23 protein-coding genes and 1 pseudogene are annotated in these 26,981 nt (G+C 60.1%); 16 read left to right on the top strand and 8 right to left on the bottom strand.

Annotation, left to right across the window (positions count from 1 at the left end):
• Window positions 1-23: 23 nt before the first annotated feature.
• The 6 genes from AD669_RS10430 to fabI are packed head-to-tail and all read left to right on the top strand — an operon-like array spanning window position 24 to window position 8,219.
• Complete coding sequence (locus AD669_RS10430; protein ID WP_053119383.1) at window positions 24-1,856, top strand: extracellular solute-binding protein; 1,833 nt, start codon at window positions 24-26, stop codon at window positions 1,854-1,856.
• Window positions 1,853-3,694: an extracellular solute-binding protein gene (locus AD669_RS10425; protein WP_053119381.1), complete on the top strand. Its 1,842-nt coding sequence runs from the start codon at window positions 1,853-1,855 to the stop codon at window positions 3,692-3,694. Before AD669_RS10430 ends, AD669_RS10425 begins: the two co-directional genes overlap by 4 nt.
• A 4-nt stretch (window positions 3,695-3,698) precedes the next feature.
• Window positions 3,699-4,772 (top strand): microcin C ABC transporter permease YejB, encoded by a 1,074-nt coding sequence (locus AD669_RS10420; protein ID WP_053119378.1) that lies wholly within the window; start codon window positions 3,699-3,701, stop codon window positions 4,770-4,772.
• Window position 4,773: 1 nt separating this feature from the next.
• Window positions 4,774-5,793 carry an ABC transporter permease gene (locus tag AD669_RS10415; RefSeq protein WP_053119376.1) on the top strand — a complete coding sequence of 340 codons (1,020 nt, stop codon included), beginning with the start codon at window positions 4,774-4,776 and terminating at the stop codon, window positions 5,791-5,793.
• A 1-nt stretch (window position 5,794) separates the two neighbouring features.
• Window positions 5,795-7,405 (top strand): ABC transporter ATP-binding protein, encoded by a 1,611-nt coding sequence (locus tag AD669_RS10410; protein ID WP_053119373.1) that lies wholly within the window; start codon window positions 5,795-5,797, stop codon window positions 7,403-7,405.
• Between the two features lie 19 nt (window positions 7,406-7,424).
• Window positions 7,425-8,219, top strand: a complete 795-nt coding sequence (gene fabI, locus AD669_RS10405; RefSeq protein ID WP_007910591.1) for an enoyl-ACP reductase FabI — start codon at window positions 7,425-7,427, stop codon at window positions 8,217-8,219.
• Window positions 8,220-9,394: 1,175 nt separating this feature from the next.
• On the opposite strand, the gene AD669_RS10400 is transcribed toward fabI, so the two are convergent.
• From AD669_RS10400 to AD669_RS10385, 4 genes are all read right to left on the bottom strand, one after another.
• Window positions 9,395-10,360: a sensor domain-containing diguanylate cyclase gene (locus tag AD669_RS10400; protein WP_053119370.1), complete on the bottom strand. Its 966-nt coding sequence runs from the start codon at window positions 10,358-10,360 to the stop codon at window positions 9,395-9,397.
• A gap of 62 nt (window positions 10,361-10,422) precedes the next feature.
• A complete protein-coding gene (locus AD669_RS10395) occupies window positions 10,423-11,001 on the bottom strand; it encodes a hypothetical protein (RefSeq protein ID WP_053119368.1) in 579 nt (192 codons plus the stop codon).
• Between the two features lies 1 nt (window position 11,002).
• Complete coding sequence (locus AD669_RS10390) at window positions 11,003-13,165, bottom strand: xanthine dehydrogenase family protein molybdopterin-binding subunit (RefSeq protein WP_053119366.1); 2,163 nt, start codon at window positions 13,163-13,165, stop codon at window positions 11,003-11,005.
• Window positions 13,166-13,187: 22 nt separating this feature from the next.
• Window positions 13,188-13,643, bottom strand: coding sequence for a (2Fe-2S)-binding protein (locus AD669_RS10385; RefSeq protein ID WP_003224136.1), 456 nt, complete (start codon window positions 13,641-13,643; stop codon window positions 13,188-13,190).
• A gap of 267 nt (window positions 13,644-13,910) precedes the next feature.
• Here AD669_RS10385 and AD669_RS10380 point away from each other — a divergent pair, with 267 nt between their 5' ends.
• Window positions 13,911-14,741, top strand: coding sequence for an alpha/beta fold hydrolase (locus tag AD669_RS10380; RefSeq protein WP_053119364.1), 831 nt, complete (start codon window positions 13,911-13,913; stop codon window positions 14,739-14,741).
• A 252-nt stretch (window positions 14,742-14,993) separates the two neighbouring features.
• Here AD669_RS10380 and AD669_RS10375 read toward each other — a convergent pair whose 3' ends face one another.
• On the bottom strand, window positions 14,994-15,386 hold the full coding sequence (locus AD669_RS10375; RefSeq protein ID WP_053119362.1) for a GFA family protein: 393 nt from the start codon (window positions 15,384-15,386) through the stop codon (window positions 14,994-14,996).
• 197 nt (window positions 15,387-15,583) lie between these two features.
• Here AD669_RS10375 and AD669_RS10370 point away from each other — a divergent pair, with 197 nt between their 5' ends.
• The 3 genes and pseudogenes from AD669_RS10370 (at window position 15,584) to AD669_RS10360 (ending at window position 17,759) form a co-directional block, all read left to right on the top strand.
• Window positions 15,584-16,573, top strand: coding sequence for an aldo/keto reductase (locus AD669_RS10370; protein ID WP_053119360.1), 990 nt, complete (start codon window positions 15,584-15,586; stop codon window positions 16,571-16,573).
• A pseudogene (locus tag AD669_RS28085) lies at window positions 16,570-16,892 on the top strand (hypothetical protein). Before AD669_RS10370 ends, AD669_RS28085 begins: the two are co-directional and overlap by 4 nt.
• 93 nt (window positions 16,893-16,985) lie before the next feature.
• Window positions 16,986-17,759 carry a carboxymuconolactone decarboxylase family protein gene (locus tag AD669_RS10360; protein ID WP_053119357.1) on the top strand — a complete coding sequence of 258 codons (774 nt, stop codon included), beginning with the start codon at window positions 16,986-16,988 and terminating at the stop codon, window positions 17,757-17,759.
• Between the two features lie 200 nt (window positions 17,760-17,959).
• Here the strand turns inward: AD669_RS10360 and AD669_RS10355 are convergent, their stop codons facing one another.
• Complete coding sequence (locus AD669_RS10355; RefSeq protein ID WP_172680101.1) at window positions 17,960-19,114, bottom strand: sensor histidine kinase; 1,155 nt, start codon at window positions 19,112-19,114, stop codon at window positions 17,960-17,962.
• A 178-nt stretch (window positions 19,115-19,292) separates the two neighbouring features.
• Here AD669_RS10355 and AD669_RS10350 point away from each other — a divergent pair, with 178 nt between their 5' ends.
• The gene (locus tag AD669_RS10350; RefSeq protein ID WP_053119353.1) at window positions 19,293-19,961 is read left to right on the top strand and encodes a bifunctional 2-polyprenyl-6-hydroxyphenol methylase/3-demethylubiquinol 3-O-methyltransferase UbiG; all 669 of its coding nucleotides are present in this window, start codon (window positions 19,293-19,295) and stop codon (window positions 19,959-19,961) included.
• Between the two features lie 119 nt (window positions 19,962-20,080).
• On the opposite strand, the gene AD669_RS10345 is transcribed toward AD669_RS10350, so the two are convergent.
• On the bottom strand, window positions 20,081-20,332 hold the full coding sequence (locus AD669_RS10345; protein WP_053119351.1) for a hypothetical protein: 252 nt from the start codon (window positions 20,330-20,332) through the stop codon (window positions 20,081-20,083).
• Between the two features lie 289 nt (window positions 20,333-20,621).
• On the opposite strand from AD669_RS10345, the gene AD669_RS10340 reads away from it, so the two are divergent.
• The 5 genes from AD669_RS10340 to AD669_RS10320 all read left to right on the top strand — a co-directional run bounded on the left by AD669_RS10340 (window position 20,622) and on the right by AD669_RS10320 (window position 26,081).
• Window positions 20,622-21,146 (top strand): sigma-70 family RNA polymerase sigma factor, encoded by a 525-nt coding sequence (locus AD669_RS10340; RefSeq protein WP_053119348.1) that lies wholly within the window; start codon window positions 20,622-20,624, stop codon window positions 21,144-21,146.
• Window positions 21,139-22,116, top strand: a complete 978-nt coding sequence (locus AD669_RS10335; RefSeq protein ID WP_053119346.1) for a FecR domain-containing protein — start codon at window positions 21,139-21,141, stop codon at window positions 22,114-22,116. Before AD669_RS10340 ends, AD669_RS10335 begins: the two co-directional genes overlap by 8 nt.
• Window positions 22,117-22,258: 142 nt before the next feature.
• Window positions 22,259-24,616: a TonB-dependent siderophore receptor gene (locus AD669_RS10330; RefSeq protein ID WP_371262370.1), complete on the top strand. Its 2,358-nt coding sequence runs from the start codon at window positions 22,259-22,261 to the stop codon at window positions 24,614-24,616.
• A 92-nt stretch (window positions 24,617-24,708) separates the two neighbouring features.
• A complete protein-coding gene (locus tag AD669_RS10325; RefSeq protein ID WP_053119343.1) occupies window positions 24,709-25,212 on the top strand; it encodes a VOC family protein in 504 nt (167 codons plus the stop codon).
• Window positions 25,213-25,247: 35 nt separating this feature from the next.
• Window positions 25,248-26,081, top strand: a complete 834-nt coding sequence (locus tag AD669_RS10320; RefSeq protein ID WP_053119341.1) for an AraC family transcriptional regulator — start codon at window positions 25,248-25,250, stop codon at window positions 26,079-26,081.
• A 104-nt stretch (window positions 26,082-26,185) separates the two neighbouring features.
• Here AD669_RS10320 and AD669_RS10315 read toward each other — a convergent pair whose 3' ends face one another.
• Entirely contained in the window at window positions 26,186-26,773 is a 588-nt protein-coding gene (locus tag AD669_RS10315) for a LysE family translocator (protein WP_053119339.1), read from the bottom strand.
• Window positions 26,774-26,981: the final 208 nt, after the last annotated feature.

Here is a 26,981-nt window from a genome sequence, read left to right as displayed (position 1 = left end):
AAGCCGCCTGGATCAGATCTGACTTGAAGCGTCCCCTCCTCCTGCTCCTGATCAGCCTGGCCTTGAGCTCAACCGCAAGCGCGACGATTACCGAAAGTCACGGTTATGCGCAGTTCGGCACGCTCAAGTACCCGGCCAGATTTACCCACTTCGACTGGGTCAACCCGCAAGCGCCCAAGGGCGGTACGTTGCGGGTGATGGCGTTCGGCACCTTCGATACGGTCAACCCATACACCTTCAAGGGCACCAGCCCGGTCACCACGCCGAATTTCCTCCAGTACGGCATCAACGAGCTGAACGAGCCACTGATGGTCGGCACTGGCCAGTATTCGCCGTCCGGTGACGAGCCAGCGTCAAGCTATGGCTTGATCGCGCAATCGGTGGAATACAGCGAAGATCGCAGTTGGGTGGTGTTCAATCTGCGCCCCGAGGCACGTTTCCACGACGGCACGCCGATCACCGCTTATGACGTCGCGTTCTCCTACCGCTTGCTGCTCAAGGAAGGTCATCCGCTGTACCGCACGGCCCTTCAGGAAGTGCTGCGCGTGGATATCCTCAATCCGCAGCGCATTCGTTTCGTGCTCAAACGCTCGGGCAATCCGCTGTTGATCCTGCGCCTCGGTGAATTGCCGGTGCTGCCGCAGCACTACTGGAAAGACCGCGACTTCAAAGCCACCACCTTCGAACCGCCGCTGGGCAGCGGCCCGTATCGCATCACTTCGGTGACGCCGGGCCGACAGTTGATCTTCGAGCGGGTCAAGGATTACTGGGGCAAGGACTTGGCGGTCAATCGCGGCAAGTACAACTTCGATCGCATGGAAGTCGAGTTCTACCGCGACAGCGATGTCGCCTTCGAAGCGTTCAAGGCCGGCGAGTTCGACATCTACATCGAGCATCAGGCGAAGAACTGGGCCAACGGCTACAACTTCCCGGCCATCCGCCGTGGCGACGTGATCAAGGCGCAGATCCCGCACCAGATCCCGACCCAGAGTCAGGGCCTGTTCATGAACACCCGCCGCGCCACGTTCGCCGACGTCAAAACCCGCGAAGCGCTGGGGCTGATGTTCGACTTCGAGTGGACCAACCGCGCGCTGTTCAGCGATGCCTACAAGCGCACCACCAGTTACTACCCGAACAGCGAATTCAGCGCCAGTGGCCTGCCGGTCGGGCACGAATGGCTGATGCTCAAACCGTACAAGGAGCAACTGCCGGCCAAGCTGTTCACCGAGCCGTTCACGTTGCCGCAAACCGACGGCCGCGGCATTCCTCGCGAGACCATGCGCAAAGCGCTGGCCCTGCTCGCCGAGGCCGGCTGGAAGCTCAACGGCCAGCGCCTGCAAAACGCCGACGGCCAGCCGCTGCGTTTCGAACTGCTGCTGGTCAACCCGAATCTGGAGCGCATCCTCCAGCCGTACATTGAGAACCTCAACAGCATCGGCATCGACGCGCGCCTGCGCACGGTCGATCGCGCGCAGTACAAACAGCGCCTCGATCAGTTCGATTTCGACATGATCCTGATGACGCTCAACCAGACCCTCAGCCCGGGCCTTGAGCAGTGGCAGTACTTCCATTCCAGTCAGGTCGGGGTCAAGGGCAGCAAGAATTACGCGGGCATCGCCAACCCGGTGGTCGATCACCTGCTCGAACAATTGCTCGCCGCGCGCACCCGCGATGAACAGGTCGCCGCCGGCAAGGCGCTCGACCGCGTGCTGCTCTGGCAGCACTACAGCATTCCCAACTGGTACCTGAATTATCACCGCCTGGCCTACCGCAACCGGTTGGCCTTCGTCACCACGCCGCCCTACACCCTGGGCCTGAGCGCGTGGTGGCTGAAGTCTTCGGAGAAAGATCGATGAAACCCATCCGCGCCCTGCTCGTCCAGGCCAGCGGCTTGCTGTTCGCCGGGCTGGCCTTTGCCGCCCCGCAACACGCCGTGACCCTGTACAACGAGCCGCCGAAATACCCGGCCGATTTCAAGCATTTCGATTACGTGAATCCCGACGCGCCCAAGGGCGGCGTATTCCGTCAGGCCGGTTTTGGTGGCTTCGACAGCCTCAACCCGTTTATCAGCAAAGGCGTGCCGGCCGATGACATCGGGCAGATCTACGACACCCTGACCAAGCACAGCCTCGACGAGCCGTTCACCGAATATGGCCTGATCGCCGGCAAGATCGAAAAGGCCCCGGACAACAGCTGGGTGCGGTTCTACCTGCGCCCCGAAGCACGCTTCCACGACGGTCATCCAGTGCGCGCCGACGACGTGGTGTTCAGCTTCAACACGCTGACCAAGGAAGGCTCGCCGATGTATCGCGGCTACTACAGCGACGTGTCCGAAGTCATCGCCGAAGACCCGCTGAAAGTGCTGTTCAGGTTCAAGCACAACAATAATCGCGAGTTGCCGCTGATTCTCGGCCAGTTGCCGGTGCTGCCGAAACACTGGTGGGCCGATCGCGATTTCAGCAAGGGCAATCTGGAAATTCCGCTCGGCAGCGGCCCGTACAAGGTTGCCGAAGTGAAGGCCGGCCGTTCGATTCGGTACGAGCGGGTCAAGGATTACTGGGGCAAGGATCTGCCGGTCAACCGTGGCTTCTACAATTTCGACACGATGACCAGCGATTACTACCGCGACAACACCGTCGCCGTCGAAGCGTTAAAGGCCGGGCAGTTCGATTTCTGGCTGGAGATGACCGCGAAAAACTGGGCCAACGCTTACAACATCCCGGCGGTCACCGAGGGCCGTTTGATCAAGGAATTGATCCCCAACAGCAACCCGACCGGCATGCAGGGTTTCGTCTACAACCTGCGCCGTCCGGTGTTCCAGGACATACGGGTGCGCCAGGCGCTCGGTTTGCTGTTCGATTTCGAATGGACCAATAAACAACTGTTCAACGGTGCCTACTTCCGCACCCGCAGCTATTTCGAAAACTCGGAAATGGCCGCCACCGGCCTGCCCGACGCCGATCAACTGGCGATCCTCGACCCGTTCCGCAACAAGCTCCCGGCGCAGGTGTTCAGCGAAGCCTTCGACAACCCGAAGACCGACGCCAGCGGCATGATCCGCAATCACCAGCGCGAGGCCTATCAACTGCTGCAAGAGGCCGGCTGGAAGATCGTCGACGACAAAATGGTCGACGCCACCGGCAAACCGGTGGTGATCGAATTTCTCCTCGCCCAGACCGAATTCGAACGCGTGTTGCTGCCGTTCAAGCGCAACCTCAGCGACCTCGGCATCGAACTGGTGATCCGCCGCGTCGACGTTTCGCAGTACATCAACCGCGTGCGCTCGCGGGACTTCGACATGATCGTCGGCAGCTTCCCGCAATCCAATTCGCCGGGTAACGAGCAGCGCGAATTCTGGATGAGCGCCGCTGCCGACAAGGCCAGCAGCCGCAACACCATGGGCTTGAAGGATCCGATCGTCGATCAACTGGTCGAGAGCCTGATCAACGCCGACTCGCGCGCCAGCCTGGTGGCCCACGCCCGCGCGCTGGATCGCGTGTTGCAGTGGGGCTACTACGTGGTGCCCAACTGGCACATCAAGACCTGGCGCGTGGCGTACTGGAATCACATCGGCCATCCGAAGGTCTCACCCAAGTACGACATCGGCATCAACACCTGGTGGGTCAAGCCTGACGCTAAACCGGCGGTAGAAGTCGAAACCAAACTGCAAGCCGACCCTGCGGGCACGGAGTAATCAGATGCTGGCGTATATTTTTCGGCGACTGCTGCTCATCATTCCGACCCTGTTCGGCATTCTGCTGATCAACTTCGTGATCATTCAGGCCGCGCCCGGTGGCCCGGTGGAACAGATGATCGCCAAGCTCGAAGGCTTCGAAGGCGCCACCAGTCGCATCGCTGGCGGCGGTGCCGAGGTCTCGGTGGCCGGTTCCTCCTATCGCGGCGCGCAAGGGCTGGATCCGGCGCTGATCAAGGAAATCGAGCTCATGTACGGGTTCGACAAGTCGGCCCCGGAACGCCTGTGGATCATGGTCAAAAACTACGCCTCGCTGGATTTCGGCGACAGCTTTTTCCGCGACGCCAAGGTCATCGACCTGATCAAGGAAAAGATGCCGGTGTCGATCTCGCTGGGGCTGTGGAGCACGCTGATCATGTACCTGGTGTCGATCCCGCTGGGGATCGCCAAGGCCACGCGGCACGGCAGTCACTTCGATGTGTGGACCAGTTCGGCGATCATCGTCGGCTACGCGATCCCGGCGTTCCTTTTTGCGATCCTGCTGATCGTGGTGTTCGCCGGCGGCAGTTATCTCGACTGGTTTCCGTTACGCGGGCTGACCTCGAACAACTTCGATGAACTGAGTTTCGGCGGCAAGATCCTCGATTACTTCTGGCACCTCGCGCTGCCAGTTACAGCACTGGTGATCGGCAACTTCGCGACCATGACCCTGCTGACCAAAAACAGCTTCCTCGACGAAATCAACAAACAGTACGTGGTCACCGCCAAGGCCAAAGGTCTGACCCGCCATCGCGTGCTCTACGGCCACGTGTTTCGCAACGCCATGCTATTGGTGATTGCCGGTTTCCCCTCGGCGTTCATCGGCATCTTCTTCACCGGCTCTTTGCTGGTGGAAGTGATCTTCTCCCTCGACGGTCTCGGCCTGATGAGTTTCGAAGCGGCGATCAACCGCGATTACCCGGTGGTGTTCGGCACCCTGTTCATCTTCACCCTGCTCGGGCTGGTGGTGAAACTGATCGGCGACCTCACTTACACCCTGGTTGATCCGCGCATCGACTTCGAAAGCCGGGAGCATTGAGATGAACCTGTCCCCTCTCAACCGCCGCCGCTTCGAACTGTTCAAGGCCAACAAGCGCGGCTGGTGGTCGCTGTGGCTGTTTCTGATCCTGTTCGGGCTGAGCCTCGGCGCCGAGCTGATCGCCAACGACAAGCCGCTGGTGGTGCATTACGACAACAATTGGTACTTCCCGGCGATCAAGCGCTACCCGGAAACGACGTTTGGCGGCGAATTCCCGCTGGAAGCCAACTACAAGAGCCCGTACATCCGCGAACTGCTCAAGGCCAAGGATGCGTGGGTGTTGTGGGCGCCGATTCCGTACAACTACCAGAGCATCAATTACGACCTGAAAGTCCCGGCGCCGGCGCCACCGTCGGCGGACAACCTGCTCGGTACCGACGATCAGGGTCGCGACGTGTTGGCGCGGGTGATTTACGGCTTCCGTATTTCCGTGCTGTTCGCGCTGACGCTGACCGTGTTGAGTTCGATCATCGGCGTGATTGCCGGCGCACTGCAGGGTTTTTATGGCGGCTGGGTCGATCTGGCCGGGCAGCGTTTTCTGGAGATCTGGTCGGGGCTGCCGGTGCTGTATCTGCTGATCATTCTTGCCAGTTTTGTGCAGCCGAATTTCTGGTGGCTGCTGGGGATCATGCTGCTGTTCTCGTGGATGAGCTTGGTCGACGTGGTGCGCGCCGAGTTCCTCCGGGGTCGTAACCTCGAATACGTGCGTGCGGCGCGGGCGCTGGGCATGCAGAACGGCGCGATCATGTTCCGCCACATCCTGCCCAACGCGATGGTCTCGACCATGACGTTTATGCCGTTCATCCTCACCGGCGCCATCGGCACCCTCACCGCGCTGGACTTCCTCGGTTTCGGTTTGCCGGCCGGCAGTCCGTCGCTGGGTGAACTGGTCGCGCAGGGCAAATCCAACCTGCAAGCGCCGTGGCTGGGCATCAGCGCCTTTGCCGTGCTGGCCTTGATGTTGAGTTTGCTGGTGTTTATCGGCGAGTCCGCTCGCGATGCCTTCGACCCGAGGAAGTGAAATGAATCAGGACAATCTGATCGAAGTGCGCGACCTCGCCGTCGAATTCGGTTTCGGTGAGCGCATACACCGCGTCGTCGAGGGCGTGAGTTTTGACATCAAGCGTGGCGAAACCCTGGCGTTGGTCGGCGAATCCGGCTCGGGCAAATCGGTGACTGCACACTCGATCCTGCGGTTGCTGCCCTACCCGATGGCCCGCCATCCAGCCGGCAGCATCAATTACGCCGGGCAAAATCTGCTGGGCTTGAGTGAAAAAACCATCCGCCATATTCGCGGTAATCGCATCGCGATGATTTTTCAGGAGCCGATGACCTCGCTGAACCCGTTGCACTCGATCGAGAAGCAGATCAACGAAGTGCTCGGCATCCACAAAGGCCTGACCGGCAAAGTCGCGACCAAGCGTACGCTTGAACTGCTGGAGATGGTCGGCATCCCCGAGCCGCACAAGCGCCTCAAGGCCCTGCCCCATGAATTGTCTGGTGGCCAACGCCAACGGGTGATGATCGCCATGGCGCTGGCCAACGAGCCGGAACTGCTGATTGCCGACGAGCCGACCACGGCGCTGGACGTGACCGTTCAGCTGAAAATTCTCGATTTGCTCAAGGAATTACAGGCGCGATTGGGCATGTCGCTGTTACTGATCAGTCACGATTTGAACCTCGTGCGAAGAATTGCGCATCGTGTATGTGTCATGCAGCGCGGTTGCATCGTCGAACAGGCATCGTGCGAAGAGCTGTTCCGTTCGCCGCAGCATCCGTACACTCGGGAATTGCTCGGCGCGGAGCCCAGCGGAGGCCCGGCGACCAATAAAATCGGCGCGCCGCTGCTTGAGGTCGAGGACTTGAAAGTCTGGTTCCCGATCAAGAAAGGCCTGCTCAAACGCACGGTAGATCACGTCAAGGCAGTGGACGGCATCAATTTCAGCCTGCCTCAGGGTCAGACTTTGGGGATTGTCGGGGAAAGCGGTTCCGGCAAATCCACGCTGGGTCTGGCGATTTTGCGTCTGATCGGCAGCAAAGGCGCGATCCGCTTTGAAGGCAAGCAGCTAGACTGCCTGACGCAGAACGAGGTTCGCCCGTTGCGTCGGGAGATGCAGGTGGTGTTTCAGGATCCGTTTGGCAGCCTGAGCCCGCGCATGTGTGTCAGCGATATCGTTGGCGAAGGCCTGCGGATTCACAAGATGGGCACCGCCGAGGAGCAACAGGCGGCGATTATTGCGGCATTGAAGGAGGTAGGTCTGGATCCGGAAACCCGGCACCGCTACCCCCACGAATTTTCCGGTGGGCAACGGCAGCGAATTGCCATTGCCCGGGCTTTGGTGCTGAAACCGGCGCTGATCCTGCTGGACGAGCCGACTTCGGCGCTCGACCGGACGGTGCAGCGGCAAGTGGTGGAGCTGTTGCGTTCACTGCAAGCCAAGTACAACCTGACGTATTTGTTTATCAGCCATGACCTGGCTGTCGTCAAAGCGCTGAGCCACCAGTTGATGGTGGTCAAGCATGGCCAAGTGGTCGAACAGGGAGACGCGCAAAGTATTTTTGCCGCCCCCCAACATCCGTATACACAGCAGTTGCTGGAAGCCGCTTTTTTGGCACCAGCCACTGCGCAATAACCTGAAAGAGGAGCAACACATGGGTTTTCTCGCCGGTAAGCGCGTACTGATCGTCGGTGTCGCCAGCAAGCTGTCCATCGCATCCGGCATCGCTGCCGCCATGCATCGCGAGGGCGCTGAGCTTGCCTTCACTTATCAGAACGACAAACTGAAAGGTCGTGTTGAAGAATTCGCCCAAGGCTGGGGTTCGAGCCCTGAGCTGTGCTTCCCGTGCGACGTGGCCAGCGATGAAGAAATCGCCAAGGTCTTCGAAGCACTGAGCAAGAAGTGGGATGGCCTGGACTGCATCGTCCACTCCGTTGGCTTCGCCCCGGGCGACCAACTGGACGGCGACTTCACCGAAGCCACCACCCGTGACGGTTTCCGCATCGCTCACGACATCAGCGCCTACAGCTTCGTAGCCCTGGCCAAAGCCGGCCGCGAAATGATGAAAGGCCGCAACGGCAGCCTGCTGACCCTGTCGTACCTGGGCGCCGAGCGCACCATGCCGAACTACAACGTCATGGGCATGGCCAAGGCTTCGCTGGAAGCTGGCGTGCGTTACCTGGCCGGCTCCCTGGGCCCGGACGGCACCCGCGTCAACTGCGTATCGGCTGGCCCGATCCGTACCCTGGCAGCGTCGGGCATCAAGAACTTCCGTAAAATGCTGGCCGCCAACGAAGCGCAAACCCCGCTGCGTCGCAACGTCACCATCGACGAAGTCGGCAACGCCGGCGCCTTCCTGTGCTCCGACCTGGCGTCGGGCATCAGCGGCGAAATCATGTACGTCGACGGCGGCTTCAACACCACCGCCATGGGCAACATCGAAGAGTGATCTTCGCTTAGCCGATAAAAAAACCCGCCAACCTGGCGGGTTTTTTTATGCCCGCAACCCCGCCTCCTGTGGGAGCGGGCTTGGCCGCGAAGGCGTTGGGTCAGGCAATGATGATGTTGAAGGGATGGACGCCTTCGCGAGCAAGCTCGCTCCCACAGGGGATTTGTGGTGAAACGGGATTTTGGGAACACCCGAGAAACCTGTAGGAGTGAGCCTGCTCGCGAAGGCGGTGGGTCAGGCGATGACGATGTTGAATGGCCTGGCGCTATCGCGAGCAGGCTCACTCCTACAGGGGATTTGTGGTGTGACGGGGTTTTGTGAACACCCGAGAAACCTGTAGGAGTGAGCCTGCTCGCGATGGCGGTGGGTCAGGCGATGATGATGTTGAAGGGATGGACGCCTTCGCGAGCAGGCTCGCTCCCACACGGGATCTAGGGTGGAACGGGGTTTTGTGAACACCCGCGCAACCTGTGGGAGCGGGCTTGCTCGCGAAAGCGGTGGGTCAGGCGATGATGATGTTGAATGGCCGGGCGCTATCGCGAGCAGGCTCACTCCTACAGGGGATTTGTGGTGTGACGGGGTTTTGTGAACACCCGAGAAACCTGTGGAAGTGAGCCTGCTCGCGATGGCAGTGGGTCAGGTAATGATGATGTTGATTGGACGGACGCCTTCGCGAGCAAGCCCGCTCCCACAGGGGATCTAGGGTGAAACGGGGGTTGGGGAACACCCGAGAAACCTGTGGGAGTGAGCCTGCTCGCGATGGCAGTGGGTCAGGTAATGATGATGTTGAATGGACGGACGCCTTCGCGAGCAGGCTCACTCCTACAGGGGGGGTTGTGGTGAAACGGGGTTTTGTGAACACCCGAGAAACCTGTAGGAGTGAGCCTGCTCGCGATGGCGGTGGGTCAGGCAATGATGATGTTGAATGGATGGACGCCTTCGCGAGCAAGCTCGCTCCCACAGGGGATTTGTGGTGGAACGGGGTTTTGTGAACACCCGCGAAACCTGTGGGAGTGAGCTTGCTCGCGAAAGCGGTGGGCCAAGCAATGATGATGTTGAAGGGATGGAGGCCTTCGCGAGCAGGCTCACTCCTACAGGAGATTTGTGGTGAGACGGAATATCGAGAACACCCGAGAAACCTATGGGAGCTGGCCTGCCAGCGATGGGAACCCGCATCAACAGCGCTTCAGGGCCTGCTTGTGCGCATACATCGCGCCATCCGCGTCGGCCAGCAAGCGATCTACGGTTTCATGGCGTTTGGCGTCGTATTCGATCTGCCCGACGCTGAAGCGAATCGCATAACCCCGATGCAGCGTGGCATTACGCTCTTCAAGGATTTCCTTGAGCCGCGCCATGATCGCCGTGGTTTCGATATGACTCGACCCCGTCAGCAGCGCGACAAACTCATCCCCACCCAAGCGCCCGACCACATCGCTCTCGCGAAAGGCAATTCGCAGCACATCGGCAAAGGTCTTCAGCGCGCTGTCGCCCTCGGCATGCCCGTAAAGATCGTTGATCTGCTTGAAATCATTCAGATCAAAAAACAGCAACGTCGCCGGCCGCTCCAGCCGTGCGCAGGCGTCCAGCGCATGCTGCGCCAGTTGCTTGAACCCGCGACGATTGGACAGCAACGTCAGCTCGTCCATGCTCGCCATCTGCACGGCCGTCAACTCTTGCTCGGCCATTTCCGCCAGATCACGCAAGAGCGCGCGTTCTTCGTCATCAAGTTCGCGAGGTTTGGTGTCGAGCAGGCACAGCGTGCCCATTTTGTTGCCGTTGGGCACGGTCAGCGGGTAACCGGCGTAGAAGCGAATGTTCGGCTCACCGATCACCAGCGGATTGTCGTGGAAGCGCACGTCCTCCCGCGCATCGGGCACCAGCAGCAGGCCATCATTGAGAATCGCATGCCCGCAGAACGAGATATCCCGTGGTGTCTCGGTAGCCGCCAGGCCCACGCAGGATTTGAACCACTGACGATCCTTGTCGACCAGCGTCACCAGCGCAATCGGCACATTGAACAGTCGTTTGGCCAGCCGCGTCAGCCGATCGAAACGCTCCTCCGGCGCTGAATCGAGAAGGTCGAGGCCGTGCAGCACCTGAATTCGCGCCGCTTCATTGGCAGGTTTTCCTGGAACCAGCATTCGCACACTCCGTTGGCATCAATGACTTTCAGCGTAGCGCAAATCAGCGCAGGGTCACCCGATCAGATGCCCGCCACCGGACACGGCCCGCCCGCGTCGGCCCAGAGCTTGAATTGCTCGACAAAAATGTCATGCGGCACCGGCACCGGCGCGCGCCCTGCCCCGGGATTCCAGCCCCACAACACCAGTTTGTCTTCGCTGACGTGTTTGATCAGCGCAGCAAAATCGCGATCGCCGTTGCTGGAACGATCCTTGATCATCGCGCAGAGTTTGTCCGGTGGCAGGCCGATCCAGGCCATTTTGTGCGCCGCCGGCGGCAGGCTCCAATGCGGCGCACCCGGCGGTGCATGCGGGCCGTAACTGGCCGGCGGATTGTTTTCTGCGTGACAGGTGGCGCAGGGCAAACCGGCCGCGCCCTTGCCGTCCATGCCGCGCACCACGTTCATCGCATGCGGAATGCCCGCGTCGAACTGCAGCGGCGAATCGCCGGGGATATGGCAGTTCTGGCATCGCGGGCTCTGGAAGACTTTCTGCACCGTGCCGAACGCCTTCAATGCTTCCTGATCATCGGCAAACAAGTCCGAGGCATAACCGCCGAGCCCCAGCAAAACCACCGTGCCCAACACTAGATGTCGTTTCATCTCACACCCCCGACAGTTGCAGCGGCAACTCGCGCAGACGCTGCCCGGTCAGGGCGAACACCGCGTTGGCCACCGCTGGCGCAGTCGGCGGTACACCGGCCTCGCCGATGCCGCCGGGTTTGTCGCTGCTGGGCACGATGTGCACTTCCACTACCGGCATCTCGTTGAGCCGCAGCACCTGATAATCATGGTAGTTGGACTGCACCACCGCGCCGTCCTTGAGCGTCAGTTTGCTGTGCAGCGCCATGCCCAGGCCGAAGGTGATGCACGACTCCATCTGCGCGGCGATGCTCTGCGGATTCACCGCGATCCCGCAGTCCACCGCGCAAACCACGCGGTGCACGCGAATCGCCAGATTGTCCTGCGACACCTCGGCGACCTGCGCCACGTAGCTGCCGAACGATTCGTGCACCGCCACGCCGAGTGCATGACCATCCGGCAACGGAGCCTTCCAATTGGCCTTCTCCACCGCCAGATTCAAAACACCTAGATGCCGAGGATGATCCTTGAGCAAGGTTCGTCGGTACTCGACCGGATCCTTGCCCGCCGCCGTGGCCATTTCATCGATCAGCGATTCCATGACAAAACCGGTGTGGCTATGGCCCACCGAACGCAGCCACAACACGTTGATGCCGGTTTGCGGCGAATGCAGATCGACCTGATGATTGGCCAGACCTTTGACGTAAGGACTGTCGGAAACGCCCTCGACTGAAGTGGGATCGATGCCGTTCTTGACCATCGTCGCCTCCATCAGCGTGCCGGTCATAATCGACTGCCCGACCAACACATGCTGCCAACTCGACGGCAAACCATCAGCGCCCAAACCGATCTTCGCCTGATGCAGGAACATCGACCGGTAGTAACCGCCACGAATGTCATCTTCCCGCGACCACACGGTTTTCACCGGCATGGCGGCGGCTTTCGCCACTTGCACCGCTTCAGCGACGAAATCTGAGGTGGGGTTGGCTCGACGCCCAAAACCGCCGCCAAGAAACTCGGTGTGGATTTCCACTTGTTCAGGCTTCAGCCCGGTGATCTTGCCGGCGACCATTTGATCCAGCGTCTGAAACTGCGTACCCGTCCAGATCTCGCATTTCTCGGCACTGATCTTCACCGTGCAATTGAGCGGTTCCATCGGCGCATGGGCCAGATACGGCACGCTGTATTCGACATCGATTTTCTTCGTCGCTTTGCCAAAAGTACCCTTGGCATCCCCGGCCTGACTGGCTGACGTGCCTTGCGTTGTGGCCAGTTTGCGGAAACTCTCCAGCAATTTTTCGCTGCTCAGATCCGCATGCGGGCCCAGATCCCAGTCAATCTTCAGCGCATCTCGCCCGAGCTTCGCCGCCCAATAATGCTCGGCAATCACCGCGACACCGGTCGGTACTTGCAGCACTTTGTGCACGCCCGGCACCGCCAACGCTTCGGCGCCTTCGAAGGATTTGACGCTGGCGCCGAACACCGGGGCGCGCGCGACCATCGCCGTCATCAAGCCTTCGAACTGCACATCCATGCCGAACTTGGCGCGGCCGGTGATTTTCTCCGGGGTGTCGAGGCGCTTGGTCGGTTTGCCGATGATTTTCCAGTCCTTGGCTTCCTTGAAGGTGATCGATTTCGGATCCGGCACGGGGAGTTGCCCGGCGGCGTCCGCCAGCTCGCCGTAAGTTGCACGTTGATCGCCGGCAATCACCACGCCCGACTCAGTGCGAATCGCCGAGGGCGCCACTTCAAAACGCTTCGCCGCTGCTTCAACCAACATTTGCCGAGCGGTCGCGCCTGCCAGCCGATAGCGATCAAACTCCATCCACGTCGACGTTGAACCGCCGGTAATCTGCATGCCGCCAAACCCCGGCATGCCGTAATCCGCTGCTGATGCGGGCGAATGCTCGACGCGGATCTTCGACCAATCGGCATCCAGTTCTTCGGCGATCAGCATGGTCAGGCCGGTCCAGATGCCCTGGCCCATCTCCGAATGCCCGAGCAACACGGTGACGCTGTTGTCCGCCGCGATGCGCAAAAACGCATTCGGCGCAAAGACCTTGCCTTCGTTCTCGGCCGCATAGGCAAACTTATGTCCGCCGGGGACGACGAACGCCACCACCAAACCGCCGCCCAACACGGCGCTGCCCTTGAGAAAACCCCGACGCGATACAGAACTGTTCATCACCCGACTCCCACGTAATCAATCAGCCGATTTCCGATGCACGCTTCACCGCTGCGCGGATTCGCGGATAGGTGCCGCAGCGGCAGATATTGCCGGAGAGCGCCTGGTCGATATCGCTGTCGGTGGGTTTGGGGATTTTCGCCAACAAAGCGGCGGCAGACATGATCTGCCCCGACTGGCAGTAACCGCACTGCACCACGTCGAGTTCGGCCCAGGCTTGCTGCACCGGGTGCGAACCGTCGGTGGACAGGCCTTCGATGGTGAGAATTTTCTGCCCATGGGCCACGGCGGTCGCCGGCGTAATGCAGGCGCGCAACGGCGCCCCGTCGACGTGCACGGTACAGGCCCCGCACTGGGCCATGCCGCAGCCGAATTTGGTACCGGTAAGGTGCGCGACATCGCGCAGGACCCAGAGCAACGGCATGTCCGCGGGGACATCGAGCTCCTGATCCTTGCCATTGATATTCAAGGTCAGCATCGGGGAATTTCCTCAGACTCACGGTGTTCTGAAGGGGCGTCGCTGTGGCCAAACATGCCTACGCGCGCCTCGGCTTATCCCTTTCAGCAAAGCCTAAATTGCGCATGAAGCCAGACGTTGCGACCACCGGTCATGCAGATGTCGACTTTAATCCTACAGTTGATAACGGCTCGCACCCGAGCCATCCCCTTAGAAAACGCGTCATGAGCGAAACCGGTCCGCGCCCACCGCGCGGGTTATCCATCACATTGGTCTGGAGTAGCGAACATGGGATTTGTCACCACCAAAGACGGCGTCGAAATCTTCTACAAAGACTGGGGCCCGAAAGATGCGCCGGTGATCCACTTCCACCACGGCTGGCCGCTGAGCTCGGACGATTGGGATGCGCAGATGCTGTTTTTCCTTGGCGAAGGCTTTCGGGTGATTGCCCATGACCGCCGTGGCCACGGGCGTTCGAGCCAGGTCTGGGACGGCCACGACATGGATCACTACGCCGACGATGCGCTGGCGGTGGTCAATCACCTCGGTGTGAAGAATGTTGTGCATGTCGGCCACTCGACCGGGGGCGGTGAGGTCATTCATTACATCGCCCGGCATGGCCAGGACAACGTCGCCAAAGGCGTGTTGATCAGCGCGGTGCCGCCGCTGATGGTGCAGACCGAGAGCAATCCGGGTGGGTTACCGAAATCAGTGTTCGATGAGTTTCAGGCGAATTTGGCGGCGAACCGGGCGCAGTTTTACCGGGATATTCCGACCGGGCCGTTTTACGGCTACAACCGGCCGGGAGCCAAGCCTTCGGACGGGATCATTGCCAACTGGTGGCGGCAAGGCATGATTGGCGGGGCGAAGGCGCATTACGACGGGATCGTGGCGTTTTCGCAGACGGACTTCACCGAAGATCTGAAGAAAGTCACCGTGCCGGTGTTGGTGATGCACGGTGAGGATGACCAGATTGTGCCGTACGCCAACTCGGCGCCGTTGTCGGCGAAGTTGCTGCCCAACGGCACACTGAAGTCGTACCCCGGCTTTCCACACGGAATGCCGACGACGGAGGCGGATACCATTAACGCGGATCTGCTGGCCTTTATTCGCGGCTAAAATTGCTGGTCATACACACTCTCCCCTGTGGGAGCGAGCCTGCTCGCGAAAGCATTCGATCAGACATTGCCGTGCTGACTGACCCACTGCTTTCGCGAGCAGGCTCGCTCTCACAATGATGTGTGCCAATCCTCATTTCTGAGATCCACACCCATCCCCTGTGGGAGCGGGCTCGCAAATGCGGTCTGTCAGTCAATGTTGGGGTGACTGATCCACTGCCTTCGCGAGCAAGCTCGCTCCCACAAGGGCTCCCTATTCCTCTGTGCGGCCCGTGCTTTCGCGGTCACGTTGGTAGTGGTGGGCCAGCGGCAACGCCGGCAACCACGCCTCCCGGCGTATCGTCCAGAGTTCGTAAGTGGGTTTGAACTGATCCGGCTCATCGAGCGATCCGACGTTGACTTCGACTTCATCTTCCGAACGCGAAAATACGGGAGAACCGCAGCGCGGGCAGAAGAATCGTCCGTTGTAGTCGCGGGTTTCGCCGCTGACCTTGAGCGCGTCTTCGGGGAATATGGCCGAGGTGTGGAACAGCGCGCCGTGGCGTTTGCGGCAGTCGAGGCAATGGCAGATGCCGACGCGGTAAGGCTGGCCGGACACTTCGAAACGGACATCGCCGCACAGGCAGCCGCCGGTTGATTCATTCATGTTGCACCTCAGCTATTCAACTTCAAGTTAGAGATCATTCAGTCTGGAAAAGGTTTGCTCGGTTGCCACGAACGGTCTTGATCCTGCGTCTTCCAGTCTATTAATGAGCAGAACTCATCAAGCCATCCTGTTTTACCCGTCTAGTCCTCACCAGTCAGCTCGCTTACTGTTCTCCCCACGCCCAACGGGAGATCGACATGCACAAGCGCACACTCGGCAACAGCTCACTCGAAGTATCCGCCCTCGGCTTTGGCTGCATGGGCTTGAGTCACGGCTACGGCCCGGCGACAGATACCCATCAAGCCATTGCACTGATCCGCTCAGCCGTTGACCGAGGCGTGACGTTCTTCGACACCGCCGAGGTCTACGGCCCTTACCTGAACGAGCAAGTGGTCGGCGAAGCACTGGCGCCCGTTCGTGACAAAGTCGTCATCGCCACCAAGTTCGGCTTCACCTTCGGTGACGACAATAAGCAGCAGATTCTCAACAGCCGCCCCGAGCACATTCGGGAGGCCGTCGAGGGTTCGTTGAAGCGGTTGAAGACTGATTACATCGATTTGCTCTACCAGCACCGCGTCGATCCGGACGTGCCAATCGAGGACGTCGCCGGCGCGGTGAAAGATTTGATCAGCGAAGGCAAGGTCAAGCACTTCGGCCTGTCGGAGGCCGGCGCGCAAACCATTCGCCGCGCCCATGCGGTGCAACCGGTCACCGCGCTGCAAAGCGAATACTCGCTGTGGTGGCGCGAGCCCGAGCAGGAAATCCTGCCGACGCTGTGGGAACTGGGCATCGGCTTCGTGCCGTTCAGCCCATTGGGCAAAGGTTTTCTCACCGGCACGGTGTCGGCGGAGGCCACTTACGGCAGCGACGATTTTCGCAGCATCGTGCCGCGCTTCACCCAGTCGGCGCTGCAAGCCAATCAGGGCCTCGTCGTGTTGATCCGTCAGATCGCCGCGCAGAAACAAGCCACACCGGCGCAGATCGCTTTGGCCTGGCTGCTCGCACAGGCACCGTGGATTGTGCCGATCCCGGGCACGACCAAACTGCATCGACTGGAAGAAAACCTCGGCGGCGCAGATATCGCCCTCGACGCGGCCGAACTCAAGGCAATTGACTCAGCGCTGGCGCAAATAAGCATCGAAGGCGAACGTTATCCCGAGGCCCTCAAGGCGCGTGTCGGCCGATGAGCCACGATCACGATCCGCTGCGGCGCACGGTGATCGCCGCACTGGCCAGCGCCCCACTGCTGTCGCTCGCCGACACGCAGAGTGCCAGTGAAACACCGCGCTCAGGCTCGCGGATTCTGGTCGCGTACTTCTCGCGCTCCGGCAATACCCGCGTGGTCGCCGGGCTGATCCAGCGTGGACTGGGTATAGCCGCAGCATCCTCGTCCAGCACGCGCCGAAAGCCAAGGTGCTGGAAGGTTTTGTGATGGAAGGTGAGCAGGAGCGCAGAACCATGGAATGCGTGAACGGCTGGCTGAGAGATCACCCTGACACGCGTTAATTGAATTTTTGTACCGAGTGACATCTTGAAAATCCGCACGCTGGCCACGGCCCCCGCGCGGCACCGCGTCACGACCTGAACGGAGTTGATCTGATGAACATCGACGTCCGCAACCACACCGCCCTTCCCGCACTCATGGCGCTCTGTCTGAGTGTCGGGGCAATGTTCAGTGTTACCACTCACGCAGCCGAGGCATCGCAACCCATGACCAGTACGCCAGCAAGCGCAGCAACTTTGTCCAGCCAACAACAATCGATTCCACTGATCGCCGCGTTCATGGCGACCAGCGACATGCCCAACCTCAACACGGCGCTCAACCAGGGACTCGATGCCGGCCTGACCATCAGCGAAACCCGGGAAATTCTCGTGCAGCTCTACGCCTATGTCGGCTTCCCGCGCAGCCTGAACGCCTTGAACGAATTGATGACTGTGGTGCAAGCGCGCAAACAGCGCGGCATTGACGATGCGCCGGGGCGTGAACCGAGCCGGGCGATTCCGACCGGTGATGAACTGCTGGCCGCCGGCACCGCCAATCAAACAAAGATCTCCGGCGCTCCGGTCAAAGGCCCGGTGTTCGAGTTCGCCCCGGTAGCCAACCAGTTCCTGCAAACCCACCTGTTCGGCGACATCTTCGAGCGCGACAACCTCGACTGGCAAAGCCGCGAACTGGCGACCGTCGGGGCGCTGGCGGCAACGCCGGGGGTGGAATCGCAATTGCGCTCGCACATGGCGGCGAGCCTGCGCGTGGGACTCAGCGCAGCAAAGTTGCACGAGGTCAGTGAACTGCTGAAAAAACACGGCGACGCGCAGACGGCTGAACGTGCAGATGGGGCGCTGAAAGAGGCACTCGCGGCTTCAAACAAGTGATCGCCCGTTTAACCTGACGCAGCAATTTCTCAAAGAAACATAGCCGGACTCAGCCAAACACTTTCGCACTGTAATCAACTCTCGGGGGTCGCGGATCCGTGCGCAACCTGCTTTCATGGATTAATCCCGCGCCCCTCATGAGAGACTCTCATCAATGTCCCGCGCCAATCTCAACGACCTGCAAGGCGATACTTATGGCTTTAAAACGGAAATCTCAGCGAACACTGCAAACCCGGGCTCATATTGAGCATCGACATCTCGCCCCGCAGTTGGCGGGTCAGGGATTTGATGATCTTCATTCCCACGGATGAATGCTGTTTCAGATCAAACCCCGCAGGCAGCCCCGCGCCCTTATCCGTCACGTTCAACAGCACCTGACCAGCAGCCGCCTTCAGCTCGATAAACACGTCCCCCGCCGACGTGTCGGCGTAGGCGTATTTAAGGGCATTGGTGACCAGTTCGTTGAGCACCAGCGCCAACGGGATCGCCTTGTCCAGCGGCAGAATGACGTCGTCCAGGTCGATCACGAAGCGTGTATGCGCCGAGGCTGAACCGCGCAGCCCATCGATCAACTCGGCCAGATAAATACCTGCGTTGACCGTTTCCACTTGATCGGCCTGATACAGCTTTTCGTGGACGGCGGCGATGCTCATGATCCGTCGGCTGGTATCGACGAGTGCCGCGCGGGCGACGGGATCTGCCAATTGGCGTATTTGCAGTTGGATCAACCCGATGATCAGTTGCAGGTGATTCTTCGTCCGATGGTTGATTTCCTTGAGGAGCATGTCCTTTTGCTCAAGCAGCTGATTTTTCTGCCGCAGCGAGCGCCTCAGCTCCATTTGCGCCATGACCTGTTTGGCCAACGTCACCAGGGCGATTTTCTGTTGCGGGCTCAGCTGTCGCGGGTGTCGGTCGAGAATGCACAGCGTCCCGAGGCCGTAGCCTTCCGCCGTCTCCAGCAAGCAGCCGGCGTAGAAGCGCAAACCCTCATCGGCCGTCACCAGCGGGTTGGAGCTCATCCTCGGGTCAGCGCGCAGATCGGGTATGACGGTGATGCCGGGCTGCAGAAGGACGTGACGGCAGATGGAAACGTCCAAGGGTGTTTCGCGGATTCCCAAGCCTGTTTCCGCCTTGAACCACTGGCGGTGGCGGTCTATCAGGTTCATCACCGAAATTGGCGCGTCGCAGATGGCGGCGGCCAGGCTCACGAGCTCGTCAAAATCCGCTTCGCGTGGGGTATCGAGGATTTCATAGCCGTGCAGCACGGCAAGACGTTCGGGCGAGTCGCACGGGTCGATGAAGCTCTGCGAAATCATTAGGGCTCCAGCATAGGGAGGCACGCGCCATGGGTTCAAAACGCAAGGAATCGAACGCAGGCGTGCGGAGTGAGACAGGAAAGGAGCAGAGCATACACGCAATCGGTACCTGCCCGCCGTGCAGACTGATGCCCGTTGGTAAGCTCGCTGAATGCGACGCGGCGTCCATACTGTGGTTCTCCCGGACTGCTTTCTTTCAACCCTGTCGGAGACCGACATGCCCACCCCTGAATCCGCCCTGCTGCAGAGCTGGCACGCCAACGCCGACGCGTGGATCGACGTCATCCGCAGCGGTGCCATTGAGAGCCGCCAGCAGGTGACAGATCAAGCCGTTCTACTGGCGATCATCGGGCGTCAGCCGGAGCGTGTGCTTGATCTGGGTTGCGGCGAAGGCTGGTTGCTGCGGGCGTTGGCGGATCGGGGAATTGAGGCGGTGGGCGTCGATGGCGATGCGACGCTGGTGGACGCGGCACGTCTGGCCGGCACTTGCACCGTGCATGTCGCTGACTACGACGCGTTGGTCGAGGCGAAGGTTGATGTCGGCCGCGATTACGATTTGATCTGCGCGAATTTTTCGCTGCTGCATCAGGACATCATTCCCCTGCTCGCCGCGATGAATGCGCTGTTGATTCCTGGCGGCGCCCTGATCATCCAGACCCTGCATCCATGGGCCGTTGGGGCAGGCGATTATCAGGACGGCTGGCGCGAAGAATCGTTCGCCGGGTTCAAGGGCCAATGGCAGCCGATGCCGTGGTATTTCCGCACGTTGTCGAGTTGGTTCAATGCGCTCGACATGGCCGGGTTGCGGCTGGTCGGCCTACAAGAGCCGCAACACCCGCAAAGCCCGGTGCCGCAGTCACTACTGATGGTGGCTGAGCGCAACTGATATCCAAAAAACACCGCTAACCCTATAGGAGCCGAGCTTGCTCGCGAAGGCGTCGGTACAGCTTGAGCCTGTGTTGCTTGATACGCCGCCTTCGCGAGCAAGCTCGGCTCCTACAAGGGTTACGCGGTTTGCAGGATCAATTGCGGGCCGCGCAGACGATACTGCGCCAACAAACGCATGACGTAGCCGATTTTGATCAGGGTCGGACCGAGGATAGTCAGCGCATGCATCGCCACCAGCAGCGCAATCGGCATGTGGCCGTCATATAAGTACGCGCCGTAGATGCCAGCCAACAACATGACCAGACCGGCGACAAGGACTTTGCTCGACAGGTGCAGAACGTTCAGCGGGCTTTCGAAGAAAGTGAGCATGGTGGCGGACTCCTGAGCTGTTCAATTTTGTACCTTGACCACTTCAAGTCTCGTGCCAGATTTATAATCCAACAAAATCAGCCACCTGCAAAAATAAGAGTCAAATTGACACAGATCAATAAAGGTCTTTTTGACTCGAGTATTTGTCATTAAGACTACATTCAACTCAAACCATCAACGCCACCGCCTAAAAGCAAACCAATATCATTTGCGCGACCTGCGTCCTTTTGCTTTAATCGCGACCCATTCCTATTTAGACCCGCAACGGTCACTTTGGACGCTTGCTCTGATGACGGTCGCCGACACCTCACTCGTGCAGAATCTCTACCTCAGCCATCACCGCTGGCTGCACGAGCTATTGCGTCGACGTCTGAGTAACGCGATGGATGCCGCCGACCTTGCGCATGACACTTTCATCCGCGTGCTCAAGCGTCCGCAAACCTTCAACGGCGAAGTCCACGAACGCTCTTATCTGGCGACCATTGCCCGCGGCTTATGCGTCGATCACTGGCGCCGTCGGCAACTGGAACAGACCTGGCTGGAAACCTTCGCCAATCGCCCACCGGCCCTGCAGCCCTCGCCCGAGCAACAGGCGATCATCGTCGAGACCCTGCTGGAAGTGAACGCCATGCTGCAGCGCCTGCCGCAGCGGGTCAGCGACGCGTTCATCCTCGCGCAATTGCACGGCATGCCCTACAAACTGATCGCCGAACAGATCGGCGTCAGCGAGCGGATGATCAAGAAATACCTGGCGCAAGCGATGATGCACTGCGCCATTCTTGAAGCCGAACTCGATGGTCTGCTGATTGAATAACGCCACGCAAACACTCAGCCACGCCAGCCTCGAACAAGCGGCGCACTGGTACGTGCAATTGCATGACGAGCCGGTTGCCGAGCAGGAACATCTGCGCTGGCAGGCCTGGCTCGCACAAAGCCCTGAACATCAGGCCGCCTGGCGTTATATCGAACGGGTTGGCCAGCGTTTTGCGCCGTTGCAGCAAGAGACCGAAGCCGTCAGCCACACCTTGCGCAGCAGCGCGCGCACGTCGATCAGCCGTCGTCAGTCGCTCAAAGGTTTGTTGATTTTGGCCGCGACCGGCATGGCCGGATGGGCCATCGAGCGCAACACGCCGCTGATGGATTCAGTCGAGCGGTTGACTGCCGACCTTTCCACCGGCACCGGCGAAACCCGCGAAACGACGTTAAGCGACGGTAGCCGCATCTGGCTCAACGCCTTGAGTGCCTTGAACGTGCGTTTCGATGCGCACCAGCGCCTGCTGCAATTGCGCGCCGGCGAAGTGCTGATCGACACCGCCAAAGACCTCGGCCGAGCCTTTTGGGTCGAGACCGAACATGGCCGCATGCGTGCGCTGGGCACGCGTTTCAGCGTACGGCAGAACGAGCACAACACCGTACTGAATGTCTTTGAAGGCGCGGTCGAAGCCACTAATCGTCAGGGCGAAACCGCCGTGATTCAGGCCGGCCAGCAAATCGACTTCAGCACTGGCCGCATGAACATCACCAGCGCTGCCGATCCCTCTCGCGAAGCCTGGCGCCGGGGTGTGTTGCTGGCCGATAACCTGCCGCTGGGCAAGTTGATCGAAGAACTCAGCCGCTATCGAGCGGGGCATCTGCATTGCGACCCGGTCGTGGCCGCGTTACCGGTGATGGGTTCATTCCCGCTCAAGGACACCGATCAAGCCTTGCGTCTGCTGGAAGCGGCGCTGCCGATCCGCATCAACAAAACCTTCGATTGGTGGGTTAGCGTCGGGCCAAAAGCCTGAGGTTTTTTTTCATATCGCGGTTCCCTTTTCGCTGGTTCATTCGGTTAACCATTAGCCCCCTCATTTCGTTGATTGCCCCGGGAACTCCATGTTGCGCTCTACCCTCGCCCGCACTCGTTTTGCCTTGGCCCTGGCGTCTGCCATGCCGGCGATGTGTGCGTTAGCGGAGGGGCAGATACAGCATTATTCGGTTGCGCCCGGTTCGTTGGTCACAGTGCTCAACCGCTTCGCCGAACAAAGCGGCGTGTTTATCGCCGGGCACAATGACCTTGCAGCAGACAAACGCAGCTTCGGCCTCAGCGGTGACTACACGCCGCAGCAAGCCTTGCAGATCCTGCTCAAGGACAGCGGCCTGCAAGCTATGCGGCAAGCGGGTGGCGGTTACGTTTTACGCCGCTCAGCCAACGCAGATCCGCTGCAACTGGACGCCACCACCATCAACGGCAAAACCCTCGGCGCGATCACCGAGGACACTCACGCCTACACCACCGGCGTCAGCGCATCCGCCACCGGCCTGGCGCTGTCGCTGCGCGAAACCCCGCAGTCGGTGACCGTGATCACCCGCCAGCAAATCGATGACCAAGGCGCCAACGGCATCGCCGATGTGCTGCGCCGCTCGCCGGGGATCAGCGTGCAGAACTACGACAGCGAGCGCTGGGAGTTCTCCAGCCGTGGCGCGCCGATCACCAATTTCCAGTACGACGGCGTCAATACCGACTACGACGGCGTCTACGATTACGGCACCACCAGCACCGACATGGCGACCTTCGACCGCGTCGAAATCATCAAGGGTGCGACGGGATTGATGACCGGTTCCGGCGACCCTTCGGCCACGGTGAACCTGATCCGCAAACGCCCTACTCCGACCTTCAAAGCCTCGCTCAGTGGCAGCGTCGGGTCGTGGGACAACTACCGCAGCGAAGCCGATATCTCCGGCGTTCTGAACAGCAACCTGCGTGCACGCTTTGTCGGCGTTCATCAGGAGCGCAGCGCCCACGCCGATCACTACCAGAACACCAAGGACATCGCCTACGCCATCGTCGAAGCCGATCTCGATCCGGACACTCTGCTGACCTTCGGTTTCGACCAGCAAAACACTCGCTCACGCGGCGCGAGCTGGACGGGTTTTCCGATGTTCTACAGCGATGGTTCGCGGACGAATTTCTCTCGCTCGTTCAACCCGGCCACTGACTGGAGCCGGCGCGATTTCAGCAACCAGACCTTGTTCGCTGCCGTCGCCCGACAACTGCAAAACGACTGGACGCTGAAACTCAGCTACGACCGCAAACACCGCGAGCACGACACCCTGCTCGGCTCGGCCAGCGGCGGTAATCCAGATCCGGTGACCGGCGATGGCATGTTCCTGTACATGGGCAAATTCAAGGGCGACGAGGTGCAAGACAATGTCGATCTCAACCTCGGTGGGCCGTTCTCGTTGTTCGGTCGCGAGCACCAGATGATCGTCGGTTTCATGTCGATGAACACTCGCCAGAACAACCCGGTGTACGGCTCGGTTTATCCGCCGCTGGACGGCAGTATTTTCGACTGGCACGGCGAGTTCGCCAAACCCGATATCCCGCAGATCGGCACGGACGACATCAGCCAGCGCCAGACCGGCGCGTACGTCTCGACCCGCTTCAAGGCCAGCGACGACCTGGCGCTGATCCTCGGCGGACGCGTCAGTGATTTCACCGCCAGCGACCACCTCGGCTACAGCGACCCGGCCACGGTCGATGTGCGCGATGGCTACCGCCAGACCGGGGTGGTCACGCCTTACGCCGGCGCGGTCTACGACCTCAACGCGACCTACTCGCTGTACACCAGTTACACGCGGATTTATCAGCCGCAACTGAGCAAGGACGCCGCGCGCCAAGTGCTCGACCCGGTGCAAGGCGACAGCTATGAAGCGGGGATAAAAGCCGAATATTTCGACGGTCGGGTCAACGCCAGTTTTGCCGTGTTTCGCATCGAACAAGACAACGTCGCCGAGCAGGTCAGCGGCTTCGACACGCAGGCTGTTTATCGCGCGGTGCAAGGCGCGACCACCAAAGGTTTCGAGTTGGAACTGGCTGGCGAAGTCGCCGACGGCTGGAACCTCTCCGCCGGTTACGCCTACAACCACACACGCGATGCCAACGGCGATCCGGTCTATGCCTCGATCCTGCAAACCACCGCGCCGGAGCAGTTAGTCCGCCTGTTCAGCAGCTATCGCCTGCCCGGTGTCTGGCAGAATCTGACCCTGGGCGGCGGCGTCAGTTGGCAGAGCGAATTCTTCGGCAACGTGTTCCAGCCCGGTGCCGATCAGAACGTGCGCATTACTCAGGACAGTTATTACCTGGTCGACGCGATGGCGCGCTACCGCTTCAACGAACACCTGAGCACCACGCTCAACGTGAAAAACCTCTTCGACAAAACCTACTACACCGGCCTCGGCAACTTCGGCACCGGCTTCTACGGCGAACCGCGCAGCCTGCAACTGGCGGCGCGCTGGGATTTTTGACGCCGCGACTTGTCGATCTACGGCACTGCCATTCGACCAAGGACTGTCTACGCTGAAAGTCCAGCGTGTCTAACCTGCCGAGGATGACTGCCATGCAACGCTTTCAAAAAATCACGCCGTGCCTATGGTTCGATGATCAGGCCGAAGCGGCGGCGAAGTTCTATTGCTCGATCTTCGATCACGCGAAAATCACCGGCCTGACCCACTACAGCAAGGTCGGTCAGGAATTTCACGGCAAGCCGGAAGGCGCGGTGATGACCGTCAGTTTTGAGCTCGATGGCCATACGTTTACCGGGCTGAATGGCGGGCCGATGTTCACGTTCAGTGAAGCGATTTCGTTTCAGGTCAATTGTCAGAATCAGGAAGAAGTCGACCATTTCTGGGGCCAACTGTCTGCGGGCGGCCCGGTCGAGGCCCAGCAATGCGGCTGGCTCAAGGACAAGTTCGGCGTGTCGTGGCAAATCGTCCCGGTGGCGTTTATGCAGATGATGCTGGACGCCGACACCAGCAAGTCGCAGCGGGCCATGCAGGCGATGTTCAAAATGAAAAAACTCGACATTGCCGAACTGGAGCGCGCCTTTGCCGGCCAGAGCTAATACACTCGGGCACTGGCCTGCCGGGAATAACCATAATGAAACACGCTGCCGCCAAAAACCCTGAAAAAGCCCCGCGCTTCTGGCGCGACGACGCCCTGCCCTTTATCGAAGCACGGGCCATCGCCGATGGTCGCGAAGTCTGTTACGCCCGGCATTCCCATGCGCACTTTTCCATCGGCGCGATCACTGCCGGGCGCAGTACTTATGTGCATGAACAGGCGCAGTTCGAGGTGGCGGCGGGCACGGTGGTGTTGATGAATCCGGGCGATGTGCACGCCTGCAATCCGATTGATGATCAGCCATGGTCGTACGTGATGCTGTACGTCGAGACGCCGTGGCTGACGGATTTGCAGCATCAGTTGGGGTTTGGTGAGGATCTGGAGTTTCGCCGGTTTTCTGCCACGCACTTGCAGGATGCAGCGCTGTTTCGCGGCTTGATGGCGCTGTACGAAGTGTTGGTCGACGATCAGCAGGATGTGCTGCGTAAACAGAGCACGGCGGTGGAGTTTTTCAGCGATCTGCAATTGCGCCTGAACCCGGCCGGGCAAGCGTTGCGCGAGCCGAATTTCAAACTGGAACGGGCGGCGGATTTTATTCGTGAGCACTGCACGGAACTGCTCAGCCTTGAGGACATTTGCGCGGCGGCGCAGCTGTCACCGTCGTATTTGATCCGCGCTTTCAAGCAGCATTACGGCATGACACCGCATGCGTTTTTGGTCAATCAGCGCATCCAGTTTGCCCGCGAGCGTTTGCGTGGCGGGCAGTTGATTGCCGATGTGGCGCTGGAGGCTGGGTTTGCTGATCAGGCGCATTTTCAGCGCGCGTTCAAACAACACCTGGCCGCAACCCCCGGCCAATATCGTGGCTAACGTTGGGGCAAGATCAAAAGATCGCAGCCTTCGGCAGCTCCTACAGGGTGTACTCATTCCCTTGTAGGAGCTGCCGCAGGCTGCGATCTTTTGCCTTTCAAGGTTTAGGGCAACAACAAATACCCCGCACTGATCGCCAACAGCCCAGCCATTACCCGGTTAAACCAACGCATCCCCGCCGCATTGCTCAAATACCCGCGCAAGAACGTCCCGGCATACACCCAGCAACCCACCGACACATAGCAAATCACCAGATACACCGCCGCAAACTGCCAGACCAGCCGCGCCTCACCATCGGCAACAAACGCGCCCATCCCCGCCACGCAGGCCAGCCACGCCTTGGGGTTGAGCCATTGCATCACCGCGCCGTACAGCATCGACGGCGCCCGCGCTGAATCCTTGGCATTTAACTGACCGTCATCCGTGGCCAGTTTCCACGCCATGAACAGCAAAAACGCCACCCCGGCCAGTTGCACCACGCGGGTCATGAACGGCCACAGCTGCAGCACTTCATGCAGCCCCAACCCCATCAGCACCAAGAGCAACACAAACCCTAACGTGGCCCCGGCGACATGCCGCTGACTGGCGCGAAAGCCGAACTGCGCCCCCGAACTCAACGCCACAATATTCACCGGCCCCGGCGTGATGGACGCCGCCAGCGCAAACGCCGCCATCGAAACAATCAGACTCATCGCACACCTGCTTCAAAACGAGGAACAAGGCGCACACCCTAACCAGCGCCCGATCCCCGGTATTGAAGAAAATCACCCTGCCCCTGTAGGAGCTGCCGAAGGCTGCGATCTTTTGATCTTGTCTTTTGAAAACAGGATCAAAAGATCGCAGCCTTCGGCAGCTCCTACAGGGGATTTTGTGGGTTAGTCCAGGCGCGGCACGGTGAAG

Origin of the sequence: Pseudomonas sp. P1.31 (genome assembly GCF_001269815.1) — a bacterium.
In the GTDB taxonomy this organism is placed as follows: domain Bacteria; phylum Pseudomonadota; class Gammaproteobacteria; order Pseudomonadales; family Pseudomonadaceae; genus Aquipseudomonas; species Aquipseudomonas rustica.
The sequence above is the reverse complement of the archived record's forward strand: the minus strand, read 5'-3'. Positions and strand labels throughout refer to the sequence as shown.